Annotated in this window: 17 protein-coding genes; 4 read left to right on the top strand and 13 right to left on the bottom strand. The window is 39.7% G+C overall.

The annotated features are described in order from the left end of the window. Positions 1–37 precede the first annotated feature (37 nt). Entirely contained in the window at positions 38–928 is an 891-nt protein-coding gene (locus Q0947_RS01960; RefSeq protein WP_299390682.1) for a hypothetical protein, read from the top strand. 114 nt (positions 929–1,042) lie between these two features. Here Q0947_RS01960 and Q0947_RS01955 read toward each other — a convergent pair whose 3' ends face one another. The 3 genes from Q0947_RS01955 to Q0947_RS01945 all read right to left on the bottom strand — a co-directional run bounded on the left by Q0947_RS01955 (position 1,043) and on the right by Q0947_RS01945 (position 4,238). Further along, positions 1,043–2,113, bottom strand: coding sequence for an AMP-binding protein (locus Q0947_RS01955; RefSeq protein WP_299390680.1), 1,071 nt, complete (start codon positions 2,111–2,113; stop codon positions 1,043–1,045). A 94-nt stretch (positions 2,114–2,207) separates the two neighbouring features. After that, positions 2,208–3,197, bottom strand: a complete 990-nt coding sequence (locus Q0947_RS01950; protein ID WP_299390678.1) for a CPBP family intramembrane glutamic endopeptidase — start codon at positions 3,195–3,197, stop codon at positions 2,208–2,210. A 6-nt stretch (positions 3,198–3,203) separates the two neighbouring features. Further along, the gene (locus tag Q0947_RS01945) at positions 3,204–4,238 is read right to left on the bottom strand and encodes an o-succinylbenzoate synthase (protein WP_299392748.1); all 1,035 of its coding nucleotides are present in this window, start codon (positions 4,236–4,238) and stop codon (positions 3,204–3,206) included. A 144-nt stretch (positions 4,239–4,382) separates the two neighbouring features. On the opposite strand from Q0947_RS01945, the gene Q0947_RS01940 reads away from it, so the two are divergent. Together Q0947_RS01940 and Q0947_RS01935 are read left to right on the top strand one after the other, a co-directional pair. Continuing rightward, positions 4,383–5,339 (top strand): sterol desaturase family protein, encoded by a 957-nt coding sequence (locus tag Q0947_RS01940; RefSeq protein ID WP_299390675.1) that lies wholly within the window; start codon positions 4,383–4,385, stop codon positions 5,337–5,339. A gap of 79 nt (positions 5,340–5,418) precedes the next feature. Further along, on the top strand, positions 5,419–6,210 hold the full coding sequence (locus Q0947_RS01935; RefSeq protein WP_299390673.1) for an SDR family oxidoreductase: 792 nt from the start codon (positions 5,419–5,421) through the stop codon (positions 6,208–6,210). A 46-nt stretch (positions 6,211–6,256) separates the two neighbouring features. Here the strand turns inward: Q0947_RS01935 and Q0947_RS01930 are convergent, their stop codons facing one another. The 9 genes from Q0947_RS01930 to Q0947_RS01890 all read right to left on the bottom strand — a co-directional run bounded on the left by Q0947_RS01930 (position 6,257) and on the right by Q0947_RS01890 (position 14,246). Further along, complete coding sequence (locus Q0947_RS01930) at positions 6,257–6,745, bottom strand: hypothetical protein (protein WP_299390671.1); 489 nt, start codon at positions 6,743–6,745, stop codon at positions 6,257–6,259. Positions 6,746–6,789: 44 nt separating this feature from the next. Continuing rightward, positions 6,790–7,467 (bottom strand): metal-dependent hydrolase, encoded by a 678-nt coding sequence (locus Q0947_RS01925; RefSeq protein WP_299390668.1) that lies wholly within the window; start codon positions 7,465–7,467, stop codon positions 6,790–6,792. A gap of 94 nt (positions 7,468–7,561) precedes the next feature. Next, the gene (gene menA / locus Q0947_RS01920; protein WP_299390666.1) at positions 7,562–8,494 is read right to left on the bottom strand and encodes a 1,4-dihydroxy-2-naphthoate octaprenyltransferase; all 933 of its coding nucleotides are present in this window, start codon (positions 8,492–8,494) and stop codon (positions 7,562–7,564) included. An 18-nt stretch (positions 8,495–8,512) separates the two neighbouring features. Beyond that, positions 8,513–9,352, bottom strand: coding sequence for a 1,4-dihydroxy-2-naphthoyl-CoA synthase (locus Q0947_RS01915; RefSeq protein ID WP_299390664.1), 840 nt, complete (start codon positions 9,350–9,352; stop codon positions 8,513–8,515). Between the two features lie 20 nt (positions 9,353–9,372). Then, on the bottom strand, positions 9,373–10,203 hold the full coding sequence (locus tag Q0947_RS01910) for a S1-like domain-containing RNA-binding protein (RefSeq protein WP_299390662.1): 831 nt from the start codon (positions 10,201–10,203) through the stop codon (positions 9,373–9,375). A gap of 100 nt (positions 10,204–10,303) precedes the next feature. Further along, the gene (locus Q0947_RS01905) at positions 10,304–10,645 is read right to left on the bottom strand and encodes a DUF2853 family protein (RefSeq protein WP_299390659.1); all 342 of its coding nucleotides are present in this window, start codon (positions 10,643–10,645) and stop codon (positions 10,304–10,306) included. A gap of 99 nt (positions 10,646–10,744) precedes the next feature. Beyond that, positions 10,745–12,502, bottom strand: a complete 1,758-nt coding sequence (locus tag Q0947_RS01900; protein WP_299390657.1) for a 2-succinyl-5-enolpyruvyl-6-hydroxy-3-cyclohexene-1-carboxylate synthase — start codon at positions 12,500–12,502, stop codon at positions 10,745–10,747. 174 nt (positions 12,503–12,676) lie between these two features. Then, entirely contained in the window at positions 12,677–13,819 is a 1,143-nt protein-coding gene (locus Q0947_RS01895) for a chorismate-binding protein (RefSeq protein WP_299390655.1), read from the bottom strand. A 1-nt stretch (position 13,820) separates the two neighbouring features. Then, entirely contained in the window at positions 13,821–14,246 is a 426-nt protein-coding gene (locus Q0947_RS01890) for a PaaI family thioesterase (RefSeq protein WP_299390653.1), read from the bottom strand. A gap of 156 nt (positions 14,247–14,402) precedes the next feature. On the opposite strand from Q0947_RS01890, the gene Q0947_RS01885 reads away from it, so the two are divergent. After that, the gene (locus Q0947_RS01885; RefSeq protein WP_299390651.1) at positions 14,403–15,047 is read left to right on the top strand and encodes an esterase; all 645 of its coding nucleotides are present in this window, start codon (positions 14,403–14,405) and stop codon (positions 15,045–15,047) included. A gap of 54 nt (positions 15,048–15,101) precedes the next feature. Here Q0947_RS01885 and Q0947_RS01880 read toward each other — a convergent pair whose 3' ends face one another. Beyond that, on the bottom strand, positions 15,102–23,381 hold the full coding sequence (locus Q0947_RS01880; protein ID WP_299390649.1) for a hypothetical protein: 8,280 nt from the start codon (positions 23,379–23,381) through the stop codon (positions 15,102–15,104). Positions 23,382–23,737 lie beyond the last annotated feature (356 nt).

The following is a 23,737-nucleotide window of genomic DNA, read 5'->3' as shown; positions in this document are numbered from 1 at the left end:
CTAACTAACTAACTAACTAACTAACTAAAACCTATTAATGAAACAGTCTATAATCTTAATCGCCATATTATTATTTACTTCCGTTGTTCTTGCCCAAACTCCTACTGAGTCTATCGTGAGACGTTACATGCCTATCAAAATGTACAAGGCTAAGTTCAATAAGCCACTGACTAAAAAAGATTCATTGAATATTAGAATTATAGACAATGACACTTTGGTAATGTTAGAAGACCAAACACTACCAAAGGGCGTTAAAGTGCCTTATGAACCAAAAGATTCTACATTTTTATCCTATTACAGAAAAGTAGCTTTCCAACATAGGAATGGCATTTACAGTAACAAAACCTCAATGAAATATTGGAAAAATGACATCAGTATCTTCTTTTCAAAGAGTGTCTCCAAAAAATCGAAAAAGGAGTTTATGTCCTTTTTAAAACAGATTGACAATGCAGTGGATTCCTTACGGATTAAGGAAGTAAAAAAATTAGAGGATTCAAATTACACCATTTATTATGCTGGTGATTATGAATACGATCCGCGACTGTATAATTCTAAGACTTCCAATTATTACATTTCATGGAATCACAATAAGATTTATAAAGGTGCAATAAGGTTAGATAAAAACGAGCTTTCAAGTGATGACTTGTTGCAATTTAAAATGCGAGAATTCTTTATTAAATCCCTTGGGTATTTTAAATTTATCCGTGACTTTGACTGTGATAGTTATTTTTCAAATTGTTACTCACCAAATAAAAAGTTGACCCCGATGGACCTGGAACTTTTAAAATATCATTATTCTTATGGCATATGTAAAGGGACCGATCTCAAAACTTTTGACGAACAACATGCAAGAGCGCAAGAAGTATTAAAAAAAACAGGACAACGTATGTATTTTCTTCATACTACTGACAATGAAGCTGGCGAATAATCAACAGCGTTCATAAGTTTAGACCTTAGATTATCAATTAAAGAATAAAACAAAAGGAACGAAAACATATAGTCTTCGCTCCTTTTTTTATATTCTATATCTAGGATTTACGTGTTAGAGCACATCGTTTCCTAACAATTTAAGAGTGCCTTTACGCTGAATCTTTCCTGTGGCAGTTTCTTTAAATTGAGGTGTAACATAAATTTCTTTAGGAACCTCAAACTTATCCAAACCGTTAAACACTTTATTGTCGATTGTATTTTTATCGCTTTCCAAAACAAGAATCAGTTTTTCGCCCAAGTCTTGATCAGGTTTAGAAGCGATTATAAAGCGTTCCTTAATTTTATCTGCAAGTTTTGCTTCTATCTGTTCTGGAAACAATTTTACTCCTCCAGAATTAATCATATTATCCACACGACCAATCAACTCAAACTCTGTTTCAGAATGGATGTTAACCACATCATTGGTCACCAACTGTCCAGAAGCTACTTTTGGAGCATCAATTACCAAGCAACCTCTTTTATCTTGAGAAATGGTAACATCAGGAAACACTGTAAAGTAGTTCATCTTGTCTTTACCATTCATTGCTTTTACAGCCACATGACTCACCGTTTCAGTCATCCCGTAAGTGGCATAAATTTTAGTTTCTAACCCCTGAATAGCATCTTCCAATGGTTTTGAGATGGAAGCACCTCCAATGATCAACGTCTTGATATTGTAAATATAATCGATGGTATTTTTTAATTGTAGCGGAATCATCGCTGAAAAATCATAAGTCTGACCATAGTCAAAAATAGGCTGCGACGTAGGATCAACAAAATCGAGTTCCAATCCTAAAATCATAGCTCTTACCAACATCATTTTACCGGCAATGTAGTGGGTAGGCAAACAAAGTAATGCGCGTTGTCCCGGTTCCATATTAAAATAATTACCGGTCGCAATTGCTGAATTGACCATGGCTTGTTTACTCACCATCATCAATTTTGGTTTGCCTGTAGAGCCTGAAGTACGCACTTTAATATAGTCCTTTGCATCTAACCAATCCATGAGGAAATCACCCATAACTTGCTCATAATAGGCGCCCTCTTTAACCAAACTATACGCTACCTCTTTAAGTTCCTCAGTATCGTAGGCATTACCGTTTAGTTTAAATTTATTATGGATTTTATCAAAAGTTGGCGTCATTTTTATGTTATTTTAGAATGGTAATCTAATTATTTTAAGTGAACCAAGGTAATTGATTCCGACGAAAACAAAGTAAGTAATTTCAATAAATCAGCTATTGTTCAGTGCCGATAGTGTCAATTTCTTCTAACACTTTATAATTTTCTTTTGGTGGTTCAACTACCTTGCCGAATAATTTCCCTTTCCAATCCGTCCAATTGTACATTTTTGAAAGGATAAATAGTAAGACTGGGAACAGCACAAACACAGGGATAAAAACATCCGTAAAACCTGCTGCTTCAGGATCAGACAAATCTTTTAATATGGAGTGTGTTTGAAATGCAGTCCAATCTGCAGTCACCAACAAAGCGGTAAATAAATTGTTGGCGGCATGAAAACCTAAAGCTAATTCCAAACCATCATCCATTAAGGTCATAATTCCTAAAAACAATCCAGTCCCAATATAATATACCATAATCACAGGTCCGAGTTTGTCAACTTCAGGGTTGGCAATGTGCAATAATCCGAAAACTACCGAGGTAAAAATCAATGGGATTACTTTGTACTTTGTAACTACACCAAGGCCTTGCATGATGTACCCTCTAAATAAATATTCTTCAAAACTCGTTTGTAATGGCACCAAAATAATGGCAATCACACAGAGGATTAAAAACGGTTGTAAGTTAAAATTAAAGACATAATCTTCAGGAGACATGAAGTAATCTACCAACACCAAACCCGAGGACAAAACCCCCCAAGCGAAAAAGATGACCCAAAAGCGTTTCCAATCAATTTTTGGCCTTGCCGTTGTAAGCGATGTAATGGACTGTTTATGCAACCATCTTACTGCTCCAAATAAAAACAACAACCCACCCGCAAAAGGAAGCAGAATAAACACCAAATTCAGGTTTGGCTCAAATAAGCCCATAAGATACGCTGTATCGTCCATTTTGGACGGATCAAGCTCCCCACCTTGCATGGTTTTCATTAATACTCCCAATGCATGAGGAATCGAAAATATAGTGACGCCTACTACAGCAATTATGACACCTACAATATATCGCCACCAATCATGTAATCCTTTATAAGCTTGAGCTATGTACATATGTATTTATAAATTAAAATTCCAATTAATTGTATTATCGTACTCCAATCCGCCATTCTTCACTACGAGTGGACTTTCAAAATTATTGGTAAACAGACTTCCTGTTCCAAGACCTTGCGGCATGGCATTTTGTAGCGTATATGTCCATTGTGCGATGGCATTTAAACCTATATTACTTTCTAAGGCACTGGTAATCCAATTGCCTATGTTATTGGCATTGGCAGCTTCAATCCATTCGTTACTTCCTTTAATACCGCCCACTAACGTTGGTTTTAAAATGATGTATTGTGGTTTTATGGTCTGTAATAAATCTTGCTTATCTGTAACGTCAAAAACACCGATTAATTCTTCATCCAATGCAATATCCAATGGAGTAATGTCGCACAGTTTAGCCATCTCCTCCACTTGCCCCTGTTTGATAGGCTGCTCAATAGAATGCAAATCGTAGTCAGATAGACGTTTTAATTTCTCTAAAGCGTCTTCGGGCGTGAATGCGCCATTAGCATCCACACGCAATTCGATGTCTTTTGCGGAAAAATGTGTTCGGATAGACTTAAGAAGATCGAGTTCCGTTTGAAAATCTATAGCACCTATTTTAAGCTTGATGCAGTTAAAACCGGCATCGATTTTAGAAGTGATTTGCTCTTTCATAAACCCTTCAGTTCCCATCCAGATCAATCCATTAATGGGAATAGCCGCTTCACCTTTTGTAAATTTAGATGGAAACAACTCAAAAGGCGCTTCAGCTTCAAGATCTAAAAATGCCATTTCCAATCCAAATTGAATGCTTGGAAACTCTTTCAACTTAGAGAGCAGCACCTCTTTTCCTAAAAAAATATTCTTACAGGTCCAACGCAATACAGATTCAAAATCTGGCCGATCGTCAACAGACAAACCTCTAAACATGCCACATTCTCCAATCCCTTTTTTACCGTCAGACTCAATAGTAATGAACCACGTATCCTTGGTTTTCAGAACGCCACGGGAAGTGCCACTAGGTTGTTTAAAGTTGAGGGTGTATTTTTGGTAGGTCGCTATCATATTCTTGTCAAAAATAGTCAAAAAATGTTGTATTTTTAAGAAATGAAAAGCGGGTATTTCCATGAATTTCATTCTTTAGAAAGAAACATCGTAAATTAACGACACCCTATATAAATACTCACTGTTTAGAACACGTAAGTCATCATGCCTGAATTTCCAAATATCATTCTTTATGCCATCCCATTTTTCGTTATTTCTATCGGGTTGGAAATCTACGGCAGCATCAAAGAAAACAAGAAATCATACAACACGAAAGATGCAGTTACCTCAATTACCATGGGATTGGGAAATGTCATGTTGGGCTTTTTAAGTAAAGGAATTGTGTTGTTTGCATTTATGCTGATTTACGAAAACTTCCGAATTTTCACCATCCCGTTCGCGTGGTGGAGTTTTATTCTGCTATTATTTGCTGACGATTTCGCCTATTATTGGTTCCATCGTATTTCTCATGAAAACCGATTATTTTGGGCCTCGCATGTGGTGCATCATTCTTCAGAACATTATAATTTAAGTACCGCGTTGCGTCAAACCTGGTCTGGCGGCTTTTACACCTTTATTTTTTGGCTATGGCTGCCCTTGATTGGGTTTCATCCCGGAATGATCATTTTACAGATGTCGGTGAGTTTATTATATCAATTTTGGATTCATACTGAAGCGATTGACAAAATGCCAAAATGGTTTGAGGCCGTCATGAATACACCATCCCACCATCGTGTGCACCATGGGAGTAATCCGCTATATTTAGATAGAAATCATGCAGGAATCTTTATTATTTGGGATAAGTTGTTTGGGACGTTTCAACCGGAACTCAAAGAAGAAAAAGTTGTATATGGCTTAGTTACAAATATTGGCACCCATAACCCGTTAAAAGTAGCATTCCATGAATGGATGGCCATGGGAAAGGATGTGTTTACTGGTAAAAAATCATTGCGAGATCGTGTAAAATATATTGTAAAACCCCCAGGATGGAAACACGATGGTACAGGAAAATCAAGTGACGATTTACGGAGGGAATGGCGGTCTTCAGTTGGCGGTGTTCAGTCTTCAGTTGGCAGTAAACAGTTCTCAGTTGACAGGGGGCAGTCGGCAGTGAGTGAATGATTTGTGATACTTTGATGAGTCCAACTTATTCACTCTGTTCGTTTCAACATCAACTTCAACTTCAACTTCAACTTCATAAATGAATTTCAACACTAAAGTTATTTGGATTACGGGCGCTTCAAGTGGGATTGGCAAAGCATTGGCTTTAGCGTTGTCTCAGCAGGATTGCCATTTGATATTATCTTCGCGACGCAAAGAAGCGCTTGAAGACGTCCAAAATCAATGTCAACATCCAGAGAAAGTTGCCATTTTACCATTCGATTTATCAGACTATGAGCAGATGAAACCTGTAGTTATCAACGCAATCAACATTTTTGGTAAAATTGATATCCTTATCAATAATGGTGGCATAAGTCAACGGTCGTTAGTTATCGATACGGATATTAGTGTGGATGAGAAATTGATGGCAGTTGATTATTTAGGTCCTGTGGCCCTTTCTAAAGCATTGTTGCCGCATTTTATAGAACGCCAATGTGGACATTTTGTAACGGTAACGAGCTTAATGGGAAAATTCAGCAGTCCTTACCGTTCAGGTTATTGTGGTGCCAAACACGCTTTACACGGATTTTTTGATGCTCTACGTTTAGAGCATGATAAAGACAACATCAAAGTGACCATGATTTGTCCCGGATTTGTGAATACTGACGTTGCTAAAAACGCCTTAACTGGTGATGGTAGCCAACAAAACTATCAAGATGAAGCTACAGAAAATGGCTTGCATGTAGATGAATTTGCAAAGCGCATGTTGAAAGCGATTGATCAGGAAAAGTTTGAAGCTTATATTGGCAAAAAAGAAATCTTAGGCGTATACCTAAAACGGTTTTTCCCTAAAATTTTGCATTGGTACGTGCTGAGGAGTGCTGTGAGGTAATATATCAGTAAAACCTGATTAGAACTCGGTTTTGCTATTGTTCAATTTACTGATAAAACTTTTCAGATAGCCTTTCAGCAGTCATTATGCTTTTTAAAATGTTTTTTGCACTTCTATTTTTCAATAGTATTTCTATTTGATGGGTGTGGTCCATTTTATCTGTAATCTGCAAAAAATTCTTATTACCATAAATTGAATGGTTGCACCAACTCCCATATCCTGTATATTTTAGAATAATTTCTTCCAATTGATTAAAAGGTATGGTTTCGTGCGTTTTATCGAATTTTAAATGAATTGCATCATTAAAAATTTCAAAGGTTCCTACCGATTTAGGTTTCAAAAAAGACTGTCCAAACATATAGTAGATTCCAACTACCAGGATAGCTGCAGAGGCGTATTTTAAAATTACGTTTGGATAGTCACTGATTAATAAAAAGCTATATAAGCCTGCCATCACATAAAATATCGAAAACACAATAATAAAAGTTTTATTATAGGTTTTTGTTTTGACAATTTCAGTACTAAATTTATTCATCAATCAGTTGTAAAAGCAATGACAATTTCTCTAGGAATGGATTATTACAATTCAATATCGTCACCGATTTGTAATAACATTAAATCCTTATTCTTATCAAAGAATTTACGTTTCGCTTCTTCGTGATCAATTTCGATATAGCCAAAAGTGTCATAATGATACCCCATAATCTTATCGCATTGGATAAAATCGCTGGCAATTATGGCATCGTCAATACCCATTGTAAAATTATCGCCGATTGGTAAAATAGCCAAATCGAGCTTTACGTACATCGGAATCAATTTCATATCCATGGTCAACGCGGTATCTCCAGCAATATAGATGTTCTTGCGCTCGCCTTCAATCACAAAACCGCCTGGCTGACCGCCATAAGATCCATCTGGAAATGACGACGTGTGGATGGCGTTCACATATTTCACATTTCCAAATTCAAAATCCCAAGATCCACCGTGGTTCATAGGGTGCACTTCAAAACCCATCGCTTCAAAATGACTCGCTATTTCAAAATTAGAAACTATCACTGCATTGGTACGTTTAGCAATGGCTTCCACATCTAAAATATGATCTTGATGTGCATGCGTCAGCAGAATATAATCAGCTTTTAACGTATTGATGTCTATATGCGACGCTTTTTCATTTGCTGAAATAAAAGGATCTACTAAAATGTTAACCTCATTAACTTCAATACCTAAACTTGCGTGACCGTAATATGTGATTTTCATGTGGTTGGAAATTTGATGTGTTAATTTTTATAAGACTTAAATATATTCAAAATATTTGGTGTACTCTATCTGAACATTACAAAAATGGGAACGTTTACGAGAACAACTCGCCGAATTTTACGATGTCAATGATATAGCCGAGGCCTAATAATAAAGAGAATAAAAATGTAGACAAGGCCAATACTTTGAGCTGCGGATCAAAATCAGAGGAACTTTCTGCTTTTCTGATTTTTAAGACATGGATGGTCAACGGAATATATGACAGTAAAAATAAAAAATTCCAAAGTGAGTGATAGTACAAAACCGCGAAGACAACTCCTAAAATCATGGCCGTTATTACCAATAGCAATTGGTAGCGTTTTGATTTTTCTTTCCCCATTCTCACCGCCATGGTTATTTTATTAGAAAGTGTGTCAGATTCAATGTCTCTAATATTATTAAGATTAAGAACACCAACACTCAATAAACCAACAGCTATAGATGGCAGTATAACAATGTGATCAAATTGTTTAGTGAATAAAAAATAACTTCCCACGACGCTTACCAATCCGAAGAAAATAAACACAAAAATATCACCCAAACCTTTGTAGCCATAAGCAGAATCGCCCATAGTATATTTTAGCGCCGCATAAACCGCAAGTCCACCTAAAACAAAAAAGAATAATGAATATAAGAAATAACCATGCCCGAATGCGAAGTAAATAAGTAGCACAGTTAAAAAGATAACAATAAGGACATTGATCTTTAGCCCATCAAACATCTGTTCTGGTGTGATTTTACCACTCTGAATGGCACGCATTGGCCCTACTCTGTTTTCATTATCTGTCCCTTTCACCCCATCGCCATAATCATTGGCCAAATTAGAAAGCACTTGCAACGCCACCGTAACCAATAACGCTAAAGCAAACACGAAAGGATCAAAAGCACCTTCGTAGGCCGCAAAGCAGCCGCCTATGATAATTCCTGAAATAGATAATGGCAGCGTCCGTAGTCTGAACGCTGATAACCAGAGTTTTAAATTGCTCATTCTATGATTCTGATTGGATTATGGAATCCATTTTTTCTCGAAGTTAGGCTTCCTTTTTTCCAAAAAGGCGTTACGCCCTTCAGTAGCTTCATCAGTCATATATGCCAAACGTGTAGCTTCGCCTGCAAAAACTTGCTGGCCAACCATTCCATCATCAGTCATGTTCATGGCAAACTTCAGCATTTTTATAGAGGTTGGCGATTTTGCCAATATTTCTTGAGCCCACTCGTAAGCAGTATCTTCTAATTCAGCATGTGGAATAACCGCATTGACCATGCCCATTTCAAAAGCTTCCTGTGCAGAATAGTTTCTTCCCAAGAAAAAGATTTCTCGAGCTTTCTTCTGACCTACCATTTTAGCCAAATACGCTGAACCGTAACCTCCGTCAAAACTCGTTACGTCAGCATCAGTTTGCTTAAAAATGGCATGTTCCTTACTTGCCAAAGTCAAATCGCAAACCACATGTAAACTGTGGCCGCCACCGACTGCCCATCCCGGAACAACCGCAATAACGGCCTTAGGCATGAATCTAATTAAACGTTGCACTTCTAAAATATTCAATCGGTGATAACCATCTTCGCCAACATAGCCTTGATGTCCTCTGGCTTTTTGATCGCCACCACTGCAAAATGAATATACGCCGTCTTTAGATGAAGGCCCTTCTGCAGATAACAACACCACGCCAATGTTCACATCTTCATTAGCATTGTAAAATGCATCGTATAATTCGCTTGTCGTTTTAGGTCTGAAGGCATTTCTAACGTCAGGTCTATTGAATGCAATTCTGGCAACGCCGTTACATTTTTTATAGGTGATATCTTCGTACTCTTTTACCGTTTCCCACTTAATTTGACTCATGTCGTATATTTTTTTACGATTTAAATAAGGTAGATTCCGTCGTCCTTAATTTCAATTAATCGCTGTTTGTATAATGTTCCGACGGCTTTTTTAAAGGTTTTTTTACTCATTTGTAAAACCGCTTTAATATCCTCCGGATCTGACTTATCGGTTAAGTTGAGATACCCTCCATTGTCTTCCAACTCATACATGATGGCATCTGCATTTGGCTCGATTTTTCTATAGCCAATCTGCTCTAAGGTGATATCAAGTTTATTGTCAGGTCTGATTTTCTTAACGATACCTTTCATACGGTCACCGATACTCAATTCCTTATAAATATCATCCTGAAAAATCAATCCCGCATGGCGATTATTGACAATAACATTCATACCAATTTCTGAAGGATGGGAAATGATAACATCTACCTCTTCAAATTGGGTAACCGTCAATTCTTTATTGTCAAGAAAATGATTGGTTTTACTAGAAGCTGCCAAGCGTCCGGTTTTTTCATCTAAATAACAATGTACCAAATACCAACCGCCAGCTTTCATTTTGAAGGCTTGTTCTTTAAACGGACAGAACAGCTCTTTAACAAGGCCCCAATCTAAAAAAGCACCATGACCAGTAACTTGATTACAACGTAACATAGCAAATTCGCCACGCGTAATGTAAGGTCTATCAGTTACAGCAACAAGGCGTTCTTCGTTGTCTAAATACACGAAAACTTCAATTTTGTCCCAAATTTGATAGGTTTCAGGAACATATCTGTTTGGCAACAGCACTTCATTGCCTTCAGTGTCCGCAATATAAAGGCCTTGCTCAGCTTCTCGTAGTATTTCTAGGGTGTTAAATTCTCCAATATGTATCATGATGCAAATGTAAGAATATTAGTGTTTATCACATAAAAAAAAAGCGATACAGTTCTGAGAGTACAGATGTATCGCTTTCTAAACTTAAAGTGTTAAAATCTTATTTGTAAACGGATTCTTTTTTGAAATGTTTTGTCAATAAGTAATACACTACAGCTCTATATTTGTTTCTGTTAGATTTACCGTAAGTTTCGATAACCGCTTCGATGCCTTTATCCAATTCTTCACTGTCTTTCAACCCTAATTTTTTGATCAAAAAGTTGTTTTTTACAGTTGCTAATTCACCAGCATCAGAACCAGAAACTGTAGATGCATCTGCATTATAAATAGACGGACCACAACCAATAACTACTTTGGTCAATAAATCCATATCAGCATTAACACCGCATTTTTCTTTTAAGTCTGCTGCGTATTTGGTAATTAATTCATCTCTTTTGCTCATTTCTAAATTTTTATAGTTAATTATTAATTTATTTCGAATCAAGTTTCAAGATAATAAAATTTAACATACTTGCACAAAAATTGTGAAAATTATTGCCAACTATTTAACGTGTTTAAAATAATTGAGCAATATCTCGTCATTAGGCTGACCAGCAGTGTTGATTTCCAGGATTTTTGGCTGATTACTTTCCTTGAAAAATGAATTTAAGGCATTGCTCAAATCACTTTGGCTAGACACTCTTTTATATTTAAAATTATACATTTCAGCCAAATGTTGTGCTGTTAAGGTATGCTTGGTTTCAAAATAAGTATCAAAATTTTCAGTATCCTTATGTCCCGGAAGAATTCTGAAAATGCCACCACCACCATTATTAATGATGATGATTCTAAACGATGCCGGAATGTAATTGTTCCAAAGTGCATTACTATCATAGAAGAAACTCAAATCTCCCGTTATAAAAGTCGTCGGACGTTTATTGGCCACAGCACAGCCAATTGCGGTAGATGTGCTTCCATCAATCCCACTCGTGCCTCGGTTACAAAAGACTTCTATTGATTTATGAATGTCGAATAACTGCGCATACCTAATGGCAGAACTGTTGCCAACTTGTAAAATAGAATCATTTGGCAAGTTTTTAAAAAGGATATCGAACGCTTTAAAATCTGAAAACGGAAGGTCTTCAACATACGTAAGGTGCTTTTTGGCGCGGTCCAATTTAATTCCTGTCCAATAGTTTTTATAGGAGGTTTTTACCTGTTTAGCTTTCGGTAAGAATTCGCTAAAAAAGTAATTTGGTGTTTCCTTAATATGTTGGGTTAAACAGAAAAATGTGTCGTAAGCTCTAGTTTCACTAATATGCCAATGCTCTTTAGGTTGATATTCCCTTAAAAATGCTTTTATCTTTTTAGAAACGATCATTCCACCAAACGTGATGAGGATTTCAGGTTGTAATTTTTTGAAATCGTCCTTTTTTAGTGGCGCAATGAGCTTATCGATACTTGTAATAAAGGTACCATGATCTAAATTTGAAGTGGTTTCAGTAAGTACGATAACACTTTCATCTTTCGCCAATAAATTTAACCACTTTTGATCAATCTTGTTAGGTGCATACTCCCCTACCAAAATCATTTTTCGCTTGGCTTTACGCCAATCATTCAAACATTGATCTAAAATATAAGTATCTATTTTGGGTTCATCCAGTTCAATAGGAATATTTTTTGGGGCCACCTTTAAAGCATCAACCATATCATATAAAGGCTCGTCAAATGGCACGTTAATGTGCACCGGGCCTTTTTTAATAACAGCCTTGTTAAGGGCGTCATTCAACTCTTGCTCATTATGTTTTTGAATATCCTTTTGCAACCCTAATAAGCGTTCCAATTTATCTTCTAAATTCTTGAAAATAGGAATGTCTTCAGTGACGGGAATATTCAATTCATCTTTTAAATCCAGCTTTAAATTGGCAGAATGTAAAATGTGATTCTCAAAAACATTCTTCTGATTGATGGTTTGTCCATCACCAATATTTTGAAGGTGTTTTGGTCGATCAGCAGAAAGAACAATTAATGGAATTTCACTGTAAAACGCTTCCGCTACAGCCGGATAATAGTTAAGCAGCGCACTACCAGAAGTACAAGCTACCAGAACAGGCGCTTCTATTTGTTGCGCAATTCCTAAAGCAAAAAACGCCGCACAACGCTCATCTACAATACTGTAGCATTTAAAAAACGGATCATTGGTAAACCCAATGGTCAGCGGTGCATTTCTACTTCCTGGAGAAATAACAATATGTTTAATGTTTTTTGCTTTACAAAGCTGAATTACGGTTTGTGCAAGGGGAATTTTAGGATATTTCATTCATAGCTAATCTTGAAACAAAAATACAAAATTAGGTGCGCTAAATGAAGCTATTTAGATTGAAAAATTGATGGTTTAAGATGAAAATCGATGATGCTTAATAGGATTGAAATTATTGAGATTGTTATTTAAAGCATCCTATTAATTTATTTCAATACCTCTACACTATCTTTTCTACAAAAGCACGCGTTTTATAATTTGAGATTTATGAACCGTTTCCTCCCATTCTTGTTCTGCATCGGAATCTCTGGTGATTCCTCCACCAACATAAATATGAACCTTTTCATCTTTAATTTGCATGCAACGCAAATTCACATACAGATTAGAAACAGTTTTTGAAACTCCGTAGGCATTATTCTCAACGTTACGTCTGTTGGTGTTTCTGGTGATGGTTTCTTTGAGGTTCAATTCGCCTAAAAATCCAGCATAGAACTCCCGTGGATAACCTTCATGCTCTAGAATAAAAGCTTTGGCTTCATCTTTTGGAAACCCACAAACTGCAGGGGTTGGATGCAACGCGTCTATAATAGGTTTTAGGGTTTTAGTTCCGGGAGTTAAATTAAGTTGGATGTCCGTTTTTAGATGCCATAAATTACCAGCTCTTACGGTATGTTGCTCTGAAACCTCAATATGTTGAGTATTAGAATCCACTTGGCCAACAGAATCACGTAAACTATCTACGATAAAATCAGTGACAATTTGCTGTTCCTCTTTCTCTTTTTCTTTCCAAACAACGGCTGTTTTCCCTTTATAGGCTTGCGTTCCTGCCAATGACATCGTTTTTAAGCGGTTACCTCTGATGCTCAATAAGGTTTCAGGAGTGGCGCCCAACCATAATCCCACTTTTGGATGGTACCAACAATACACAAAGGCTGTTGGATAGGTATTCAATAATTTTTTAAATAAATGAATTGGATTATTATCTGACGTTTCGACAGCTTCACGACGCGACAGCACTACTTTTTTAAAATAATCCTTAGCAATGGCATCGATTCCTTTCTGAACAAGGTTGACATGAAAGTCCTTCTGAGTGCTAATACTCTGGATTGAATTTTGCGACAATTCCAAATCTTCCGTCTTTACAAAATCATGGGTAATAATTGCAGCGTTTTCAAAAGGAAGTAAAAACGCATCGTTTTCTGCGTCGAATGGTGCAAAAACAAATCCGCTTTCGGTAAAATCACGAGAATAATGAAGCTCCTTATCCTTTTGAAGCACGCCTTTTACAACTAATGTATCTGGTTTTTTGTAGGCAACAAAAGGCAATTCCTGTTCAAACTGCACTTCTATTTGCTCAAAAAAGTCGTCTGCAAGCATTCTATTTATTTTTAGGCAGCGTGATGGTCGATAATCTACAAATGGACACTAAATTATCATGGTCGTCCGTAATTCTGATGTCTAATAGCTGTGTAGTTCGCCCTTTGTGAAGAAACGTTGCTTTGGCATACACATGGCCCTCTTTTACAGATTTTAAATGGTTGGCTGTAATTTCAAGTCCGCGCACAAATAAATGTTCTGTATCTAAAAAAATATGAGACGCAAAGCTTCCTACGCTTTCCGCGAGAGCAGCAGTAGCACCACCATGAAGCACTCCATCTGGTTGGTAAACTCTAGAATTGACCGGCATTTTAGCGACTAAAAAATCAGGACCATAATCAATCATTTCAATATTGAGTGTTTCCATCAGTGTGTTTTTACTGGCTGCATTTGCTTTAGCCAATAAATCTTCTTTAGTTAATTGCATAGATATTTCATGTTTTTTAAACCAAAGGTAAAGGTACAAAACAATATGAGATGTGACCAATATTCATATGAATGGGTAGCTGTCATTATAGAAATTCAAAAATTTTATGATTCTATTTAGTTCTCATTACCTTTACACTTAAGATAAATAAGCAGCATGACTTCAAACGAAAAAGAAATAGCATACCAAACTACAAACACCTACTCCACCTTAAATAAGATATCGGATAAGACTAAAAATGTTTGGTTTGTGTGTCATGGCATGGGTTATTTGAGTCGGTATTTTCTAAAATATTTTACCGATTTAAATCCTGAGGAGAACTTTATCATTGCCCCACAAGCACCAAGTAAATATTATACGCCACCAAAATTTAGGCATGTTGGTGCAAGTTGGTTGACCAAGGAAAATACCGTAAAAGAAACAGAAAATGTACTCCGGTATTTTGACGCCGTCTTTGAGGCTGAAGCTATCTCCAAAGATTTAAATTTAATCGTTTTAGGATATTCCCAAGGCGTATCAGTAGCCTTACGATACATTGCAAAAAGGCAATTAAAATGTGCTCAAATTGTAATGATGTCGGGCGGAATTCCAAAAGAACTTGTTGCTACAGATTTTCAATTTTTAAATTCAAATACCAAAGTCTCTTTAATTTATGGGACTTCTGATGAGTATTTGGATGAAGATCGTCTCGTCTCAGAAAAAAATAGAGCTTTTGAATTATTTGGGCATTGCAATTTACAAATCACTCCTTTTGAAGGTGGACATGTGGTCAACAAAACACTTCTAAACGATTTGGTATAAATAAAAAGCGACCATTTTTTAGATGGTCGCTTTTGTTTTAAGTTATTAGATTAATTATCGTTTGGCATCAGAGGAAATTACTTTCTTAATTTCAACCCCCTTATTAGTGGTAAACTGTACAAATAACATATGTTTTACAGCTTTAGTCAAATCAAATTTCACTTTGACCTTTTGACCTTTCTTATAGGAATTGTTTATGTAAGAATCAATTAACAGACCTCTAATATCTCTAATCTCGATTGAAACATCAGTATCATAATCATATTTATATGATACATCCACTTTATCAACAAATGGGTTTGGTGAAATTAGGATATCTCCAGATTTTTGCAGACTTACATTGCTGTCCACAGATGCCATACTTGGCGTTGCGCATTTCACAGAGGCTCGTTTATTAAACGATATGCCATTCTCATTACCATCTACAACTCCTGAAGAACAAGCTACACCATGAACAATAAGATAGAATGAACCACCAGACACATTAACTGGTCCAACTTGATAGTTTTGAACACCACCACCTAAGTTAGGATTAAAGTTGTATTGACCTGGCGCTACTGTAGCTTGGGTTTTCTTACCTTTTGTTACCATTGGTACAGGCGTACATCCAATATACACATGGGCTTCACTTAACACGCTGCCTCCAGTCATTTCATAATAGACTGTCACATCGCCATTGTCAGCATAAACCACTCTCGCATTGCCATAATTATGACCTTTATCGATATCGCAGTGTGCTGCGCCACCATATAAGGTGAAATTATAAGTACCTGGTGCAGTAATCTCATTTGTCCAGCCCCAACGATTGTTGTTTTTAAGCTCTGAAATTTCTGAGAAACACGTGGAGGTTTCACTATTGTAAGCAAATACAGTGTCGCATTCCGGTTCTGCTTGGCAGGTAATTACTGAAATATCAATTGTTGCCTTTCCTTCACAACCATTTGAACTATTATAAGTGTAAGTCACTGTATGTGTACCGTTACCAGCAATCATCGGATCAAATAAACCTGTAATTGGATTAATCGCAGCAGAACCACTAAATGTTCCACCCGATGGACTTGCCATAATTTGAACTAGTCCATTCTCAATACATACTGGTTCCAATGGTGTAATTGTAACTGTTGGCAATGGATTCACCTCCAATCTTGCCGTTGCACTGTTGCTGCAGTTATCGCCATCACTATAGCTATAGGTCAACGTCTGCGTGCCCATTGAGGTGTCAAAGTTGAACGTGCCGTCGCCATTGTCGGTAACTCCTGTTCCACTATAGGTACCGCCCAATGGCATTCCTGAACCTGCTATATTTTGTACAAGTCCAGCATCTGTACACCAGGAGCCGCCGGAGACGGTCACTGTTGGAAGATCGTTGATCTTTAACGAAGCTGTTGCTGAGTTTTCACAACCATTTCCATCGGAATAGGTATAGGTCAGTGTCTGTGTGCCCACCGAAGTATCAAAGTTGAACGTACCGTCGCCGTTGTCGGTAACGCCGGTTCCACTGTATGTACCGCCCAAAGGCATACCCGAACCTGGAATGTTCTGTACAAGTCCAGCATCCGTACACCAAGAGCCGCCCGAAACGGTCACTGTTGGCAATGCATTTACGTCCAATGTTGCCGTTGCACTGTTGCTGCAGTTATCGCCATCACTATAGGTATAGGTCAGCGTCTGTGTGCCCATTGAGGTATCAAAGTTGAACGTACCGTCACCATTGTCGGTAACCCCTGTTCCACTATAGGTACCGCCCAATGGCATTCCTGAACCTGCTATATTTTGAACAAGTCCAGCATCCGTACACCAAGAGCCGCCCGAGACGGTTACTGTTGGAAGATCGTTGATCTCTAGAATCGCTGTAGCTGAGTTTTCACATCCATTTCCATCGGAATAGGTATAAGTCAGCGTCTGTGTGCCCATTGAGGTATCAAAGTTGAACGTACCGTCACCATTATCGGTAACCCCTGTTCCACTATAGGTACCGCCCAATGGCATTCCAGAACCTGCAATGTTCTGTACAAGTCCAGCATCCGTACACCAGGATCCGCCCGAAACGGTCACTGTTGGAAGGTCGTTGATCTCTAAAGAAGCTGTTGCTGAGTTTTCACAACCATTTCCGTCCGAATAGGTATAGGTCAGTGTCTGCGTGCCCATTGAGGTGTCAAAGTTGAACGTGCCGTCACCATTGTCGGTAACGCCGGTTCCACTATAGGTACCGCCCAAAGGCATTCCAGAACCTGCAATGTTCTGTACAAGTCCAGCATCAGTACACCAGGATCCGCCGGAAACGGTCACTGTTGGCAATGCATTTACGTCCAATGTTGCCGTTGCACTGTTGCTGCAGTTATCGCCATCACTATAGGTATAGGTCAGCGTTTGCGTGCCCACCGAAGTATCAAAGTTGAACGTGCCGTCACCATTGTCTGTAACGCCCGTTCCACTGTAGGTACCGCCCAAAGGCATTCCAGAACCTGCAATGTTCTGTACAAGTCCAGCATCTGTACACCAAGAGCCACCCGAAACGGTTACTGTTGGAAGATCGTTGATCTCTAGAATCGCTGTAGCTGAGTTTTCACATCCATTTCCATCGGAATAGGTATAGGTCAGTGTCTGTGTGCCCATTGAGGTATCAAAGTTGAACGTACCGTCACCATTATCGGTAACCCCTGTTCCACTATAGGTACCGCCCAATGGCATTCCAGAACCTGCAATGTTCTGTACAAGTCCAGCATCAGTACACCAGGATCCGCCGGAGACGGTCACTGTTGGAAGATCGTTGATCTCTAGCGAAGCTGTTGCTGAGTTTTCACATCCATTTCCATCGGAATAGCTATAGGTCAGTGTCTGTGTGCCCATTGAGGTATCAAAGTTGAACGTGCCGTCACCATTGTCGGTAACCCCGGTTCCACTATAAGTACCACCTGCTGGCATTCCTGAACCTGCAATGTTCTGCACAAGTCCAGCATCCGTACACCAAGAGCCGCCCGAAACGGTCACTATTGGAAGATCATTGATCTCTAACGAAGCTGTTGCTGAGTTTTCACAACCATTTCCATCGGAATAGGTATAGGTCAACGTCTGCGTGCCCATTGAGGTATCAAAGTTGAACGTGCCGTCACCGTTGTCGGTAACGCCGGTTCCACTGTAGATACCACCTACTGGCATTCCTGAACCTGCTATATTTTGAACGAGTCCAGCATCTGTACACCAAGAGCCACCCGAAACGGTCACTGTTGGCAATGGATTTACGTCCAATGTTGCTGTTGCACTGTTGCTGCAGTCATCGCCATCACTATAGGTATAGGTCAGTGTCTGCGTGCCCATTGAGGTATCAAAGTTGAACGTACCGTCACCATTGTCGGTAACGCCGGTTCCACTATAGGTACCGCCCAATGGCATACCCGAACCTGCTATATTTTGAACAAGTCCAGCATCTGTACACCAGGATCCGCCCGAAACGGTCACTGTTGGAAGATCGTTGATCTCTAAACTCGCTGTAGCTGAGTTTTCACAACCATTACCATCCGAATAGGTATAGGTAAGCGTCTGTGTGCCCATTGAGGTATCAAAGTTGAACGTACCGTCACCGTTGTCGGTAACGCCGGTTCCACTATAGGTACCACCTGCTGGCATTCCAGAACCTGCTATATTTTGAACAAGTCCAGCATCTGTACACCAAGAGCCACCCGAAACGGTCACTGTTGGCAATGGATTTACGTCCAAGGTTGCCATTGCACTGTTGCTACAGTTATCGCCATCACTATAGGTATAGGTCAGCGTCTGCGTGCCCATTGAAGTATCAAAGTTGAACGTGCCGTCACCGTTGTCGGTAACTCCTGTTCCACTATAGGTACCGCCTGCTGGCATACCGGAACCTGCTATATTTTGAACAATTCCAGCATCTGTACACCAAGAGCCACCCGAAACGGTCACTGTTGGAAGATCGTTGATCTCTAAAGAAGCTGTTGCTGAGTTTTCACATCCATTTCCATCACTATAGGTATAGGTAAGCGTCTGCGTGCCCATTGAGGTATCAAAGTTGAACGTGCCGTCACCGTTGTCGGTAACCCCGGTTCCACTGTAGGTACCACCTGCTGGCATTCCCGAACCTGCTATATTCTGAACAAGTCCAGCATCCGTACACCAGGAGCCGCCGGAGACGGTCACTGTTGGCAATGCATTTACGTCCAATGTTGCCGTTGCACTGTTGCTGCAGTCGTCGCCATCACTATAGGTATAGGTCAGTGTCTGTGTGCCCATTGAGGTATCAAAGTTGAACGTGCCATCACCATTGTCGGTAACGCCTGTTCCACTATAGGTACCGCCTGCTGGCATTCCAGAACCTGCTATATTCTGAACAAGTCCAGCATCTGCACACCATGAGCCGCCGGAGACGGTCACTGTTGGAAGATCATTGATCTCTAAAGAAGCTGTTGCGGAGTTTTCACATCCATTTCCATCACTATAGGTATAGGTCAACGTCTGCGTGCCCACCGAAGTGTCAAAGTTGAACGTGCCGTCACCGTTGTCAGTAACGCCGGTTCCACTGTATGTACCGCCCAATGGCATACCCGAACCTGGAATGTTCTGTACAAGTCCAGCATCCGTACACCAGGATCCGCCCGAAACGGTCACTATTGGAAGATCGTTGATCTCTAACGAAGCTGTTGCTGAGTTTTCACAACCATTTCCATCGGAATAGGTATAGGTCAACGTCTGCGTGCCCATTGAGGTATCAAAGTTGAACGTGCCATCTCCGTTGTCGGTGACTCCTGTTCCACTATAGATACCGCCCAATGGCATTCCAGAACCTGCTATATTTTGAACGAGTCCAGCATCTGTACACCAGGCTCCGCCCGAAACGGTCACTGTTGGAAGATCGTTGATCTCTAGACTTGCTGTTGCTGAGTTTTCACAACCATTTCCATCACTATAGGTATAGGTCAACGTCTGCGTGCCCATTGAGGTATCAAAGTTGAACGTGCCATCACCGTTGTCGGTAACGCCCGTTCCACTGTATGTACCGCCCAATGGCATTCCCGAACCTGCTATATTTTGAACAAGTCCAGCATCCGTACACCAGGATCCGCCCGAAACGGTTACTGTTGGAAGATCGTTGATCTCTAGACTCGCTGTAGCTGAGTTTTCACATCCATTTCCATCGGAATAGGTATAGGTCAGCGTCTGTGTGCCCATTGAGGTATCAAAGTTGAACGTACCGTCACCATTATCGGTAACCCCTGTTCCACTATAGGTACCGCCCAAAGGCATTCCAGAACCTGCTATATTTTGTACGAGTCCCGCATCTGTACACCAGGAGCCGCCGGAGACGGTCACTGTTGGTAGGTCGTTGATCTCTAAAGAAGCTGTTGCTGAGTTTTCACAACCATTTCCATCGGAATAGGTATAGGTCAGTGTCTGTGCGCCCATTGAGGTATCAAAGTTGAACGTACCGTCACCGTTGTCGGTAACCCCGGTTCCACTATAAGTCCCGCCCAAAGGCATTCCAGAACCTGCTATATTTTGAACAAGTCCAGCATCTGTACACCAGGATCCGCCGGAGACGGTCACCGTTGGAAGATCGTTGATTTCCAACGAAGCTGTTGCTGAGTTTTCACATCCATTTCCATCGGAATAGGTATAGGTCAGTGTCTGCGTGCCCATCGAAGTGTCAAAGTTGAACGTACCGTCACCGTTGTCGGTAACCCCGGTTCCACTATAAGTACCGCCCAAAGGCATTCCAGAACCTGCTATATTTTGAACAAGTCCAGCATCTGTACACCAGGAGCCGCCGGAGACGGTCACTGTTGGAAGATCGTTGATCTCTAGCGAAGCTGTTGCTGAGTTTTCACAACCATTTCCGTCCGAATAGGTATAGGTCAGCGTCTGTGTGCCCATTGAGGTATCAAAGTTGAACGTACCGTCACCATTGTCGGTAACGCCGGTTCCACTATAGGTACCGCCCAATGGCATTCCAGAACCTGCTATATTTTGCACAAGTCCAGCATCTGTACACCAGGATCCGCCCGAAACGGTCACCGTTGGAAGATCGTTGATCTCTAAAGAAGCTGTTGCTGAGTTTTCACAACCATTTCCATCACTATAGGTATAGGTCAGCGTCTGTGTGCCCATTGAGGTGTCAAAGTTGAACGTGCCGTCGCCGTTGTCGGTAACGCCGGTTCCACTATAAGTACCGCCCAAAGGCATTCCAGAACCTGCAATGTTCTGTACAAGTCCCGCATCTGTACACCATGATCCACCTGAAACGGTCACTGTTGGAAGATCGTTGATCTCTAGACTTGCTGTTGCTGAATTTTCACAACCATTTCCATCGGAATAGGTATAGGTCAGCGTCTGTGTGCCCATTGAGGTGTCAAAGTTGAACGTGCCGTCACCATTGTCGGTAACGCCGGTTCCACTATAGGTACCGCCCAAAGGCATTCCCGAACCTGCAATGTTCTGTACAAGTCCAGCATCTGTACACCAGGATCCGCCCGAAACGGTCACCGTTGGTAGATCATTGATCTCTAGACTTGCTGTTGCTGAGTTTTCACAACCATTACCATCACTATAGGTATAGGTAAGTGTCTGCGTGCCCATTGAGGTATCAAAGTTGAACGTGCCGTCACCGTTGTCGGTAACTCCCGTTCCACTGTAGGTACCGCCCAAAGGCATTCCGGAACCTGCAATGTTCTGTACAAGTCCAGCATCCGTACACCAAGAGCCGCCCGAAACGGTCACTGTTGGAAGATCGTTGATCTCTAGCGAAGCTGTTGCTGAGTTTTCACAGCCATTTCCATCACTATAGGTATAGGTCAGCGTCTGCGTACCCATTGAGGTATCAAAATTGAACGTGCCGTCACCGTTGTCGGTAACGCCGGTTCCACTGTATGTACCGCCCAAAGGCATTCCAGAACCTGCTATATTTTGAACAAGTCCAGCATCCGTACACCAGGAGCCGCCCGAAACGGTCACTGTTGGTAATGGATCAATACTGATTTCTATTATAGCTGTCACAAAGCAATATGCATCAACTTCACTTCTGACATAATATGTTTTGGGCGCTAGTGGACTTACTGTCGAGTTGATTGGATTGGACTTGGAATTTGCCTCAGCTTGAGTTTCATGAAAACTGACAATTCCATTAGAAGTAACCAACGTCGTTAAGTCAATATCAGATTGCGATTCTGCACACACCGAGCCGTTAGCTGTTACTAATGTAGGTGCTACGCAACACTCCGGTGCCGTACCGGTAACTGTTGCCACACAACTATCTGCGTTTCCATTATTAGGATCTCCAGGATAAGGATCTGGATGATCACAACCTGCACTTGGTATTACAGGTGTTGGTGGGTTAGAATTAGTCGTTTCAAAAATTTGAATATTATAATCAACCCCTTGATCGTAGGTTAAGGAAATGACACCTGACGTACTCCCTGCTTCACCGGAATTGGTCAAACAAACTCTATTTGATAAGCCGCCATTTTTAGCATTAGCGTCATATCCAATATATTCTCCATTAATTCCTTCTATCGGCACATTAATAGTAAAAGTGCCGTCATTATTACACACTTCTTCTGGTGTCCCACTACTTAATGAGCAGGTTTCAAAATCTGCATCACCACAGCCATACCGTGCTTTAAAATTATTAATAGATAAATTGCCATCTGCATTTTGATCCCAAATGGCGAGGTAGAAATTGGTAGCTTCAATAAAATCGGCCCCATCAATGGGTATGGTATTCCACATACTTGAACTTTCAACACCACATGCTACTTTTGTTAAATTGGAACAATCGCCACTCAATATATTTCCATTGGCAGCTAAAGTAGTTCCTGTTTGATGAACATTAGAAACATAAAGTGCCCACCCTACTTTATCGCCTGAATTATCGTTCAATTGAATTTCAAAGCTGCCCGCTTTAGGTCTTACGTCAAAATTCAACCAAATGATAGGTTGCCCATTAGTAGGATTTTTAACATTGACAGGCTGACCATTACTTGGATCTATACAGGCATTTGAGCCTTCAACATTAATGGCGAATTGACTGGAATTATAAACTGAATTATTAAAGGGGACGAGTTGCGACTGAGTTTCAGCAGAACTCCCGCAACGTATGATACCGTTGGGAGAGGGTGCTTGATTAGAATCATTAATGGATCCATTTTGATTCCAAGAAGCTCCTCTTGTCCACCTCTGTGCACCTTCACAAGGTGTGTCATTTTGTGCAAAAAGTTCTGGACTTGACTGGACAGAAAAGAACAAAACTAACGCACAACAAATCAGATTCATAATAGACCTCTCGAGTCTACCGTTTTTGGTAACGTAGAATAATAGCATAGCATTTGATTTAATTAATAAATTCATTTACATGAACATATAAATAAGTCGCACACCAGTAAATTTGGATTGGGCAATTAAAAAATAAAAGGCATAGTTAGGATACCTTGATTTTTGAAAATGCTATTAATCAAAAAATCTGCTATTAATCTATTTAAAAGATTGATTATTAAATTTCTAGGAGGAAAAATCAAATATATAAAATATATCAACAGAATCAACAGACAATTAACACAATTGACTGATTATTAATAAATAACTACACTAATTTGAAATAAAATTATGATCAAAACATCACAAATTGCCTTAATTTATCAATGCTTGGCGAAAATGACAATTGCTTTAAATTTTTATTG

Source organism: uncultured Gelidibacter sp., from assembly GCF_947500795.1.
Taxonomy (GTDB): Bacteria; Bacteroidota; Bacteroidia; order Flavobacteriales; family Flavobacteriaceae; genus Gelidibacter.
Note: the sequence above shows the minus strand (reverse complement) of the source record. Positions and strands in the feature narration are given on the sequence as shown.

Excerpts from the sequence above, each read along its gene's own strand:
- Q0947_RS01960 (WP_299390682.1), top strand. The coding sequence starts at position 38 with ATGAAACAGTCTATAATCTTAATCGCCATATTATTATTTACTTCCGTT.
- Q0947_RS01955 (WP_299390680.1), bottom strand. The coding sequence starts at position 2,113 with ATGACGCCAACTTTTGATAAAATCCATAATAAATTTAAACTAAACGGT.
- Q0947_RS01950 (WP_299390678.1), bottom strand. The coding sequence starts at position 3,197 with ATGTACATAGCTCAAGCTTATAAAGGATTACATGATTGGTGGCGATAT.
- Q0947_RS01945 (WP_299392748.1), bottom strand. The coding sequence starts at position 4,238 with ATGATAGCGACCTACCAAAAATACACCCTCAACTTTAAACAACCTAGT.
- Q0947_RS01940 (WP_299390675.1), top strand. The coding sequence starts at position 4,383 with ATGCCTGAATTTCCAAATATCATTCTTTATGCCATCCCATTTTTCGTT.
- Q0947_RS01935 (WP_299390673.1), top strand. The coding sequence starts at position 5,419 with ATGAATTTCAACACTAAAGTTATTTGGATTACGGGCGCTTCAAGTGGG.
- Q0947_RS01930 (WP_299390671.1), bottom strand. The coding sequence starts at position 6,745 with ATGAATAAATTTAGTACTGAAATTGTCAAAACAAAAACCTATAATAAA.
- Q0947_RS01925 (WP_299390668.1), bottom strand. The coding sequence starts at position 7,467 with ATGAAAATCACATATTACGGTCACGCAAGTTTAGGTATTGAAGTTAAT.
- menA (WP_299390666.1), bottom strand. The coding sequence starts at position 8,494 with ATGAGCAATTTAAAACTCTGGTTATCAGCGTTCAGACTACGGACGCTG.
- Q0947_RS01915 (WP_299390664.1), bottom strand. The coding sequence starts at position 9,352 with ATGAGTCAAATTAAGTGGGAAACGGTAAAAGAGTACGAAGATATCACC.
- Q0947_RS01910 (WP_299390662.1), bottom strand. The coding sequence starts at position 10,203 with ATGATACATATTGGAGAATTTAACACCCTAGAAATACTACGAGAAGCT.
- Q0947_RS01905 (WP_299390659.1), bottom strand. The coding sequence starts at position 10,645 with ATGAGCAAAAGAGATGAATTAATTACCAAATACGCAGCAGACTTAAAA.
- Q0947_RS01900 (WP_299390657.1), bottom strand. The coding sequence starts at position 12,502 with ATGAAATATCCTAAAATTCCCCTTGCACAAACCGTAATTCAGCTTTGT.
- Q0947_RS01895 (WP_299390655.1), bottom strand. The coding sequence starts at position 13,819 with ATGCTTGCAGACGACTTTTTTGAGCAAATAGAAGTGCAGTTTGAACAG.
- Q0947_RS01890 (WP_299390653.1), bottom strand. The coding sequence starts at position 14,246 with ATGCAATTAACTAAAGAAGATTTATTGGCTAAAGCAAATGCAGCCAGT.
- Q0947_RS01885 (WP_299390651.1), top strand. The coding sequence starts at position 14,403 with ATGACTTCAAACGAAAAAGAAATAGCATACCAAACTACAAACACCTAC.
- Q0947_RS01880 (WP_299390649.1), bottom strand. The coding sequence starts at position 23,381 with ATGCTATTATTCTACGTTACCAAAAACGGTAGACTCGAGAGGTCTATT.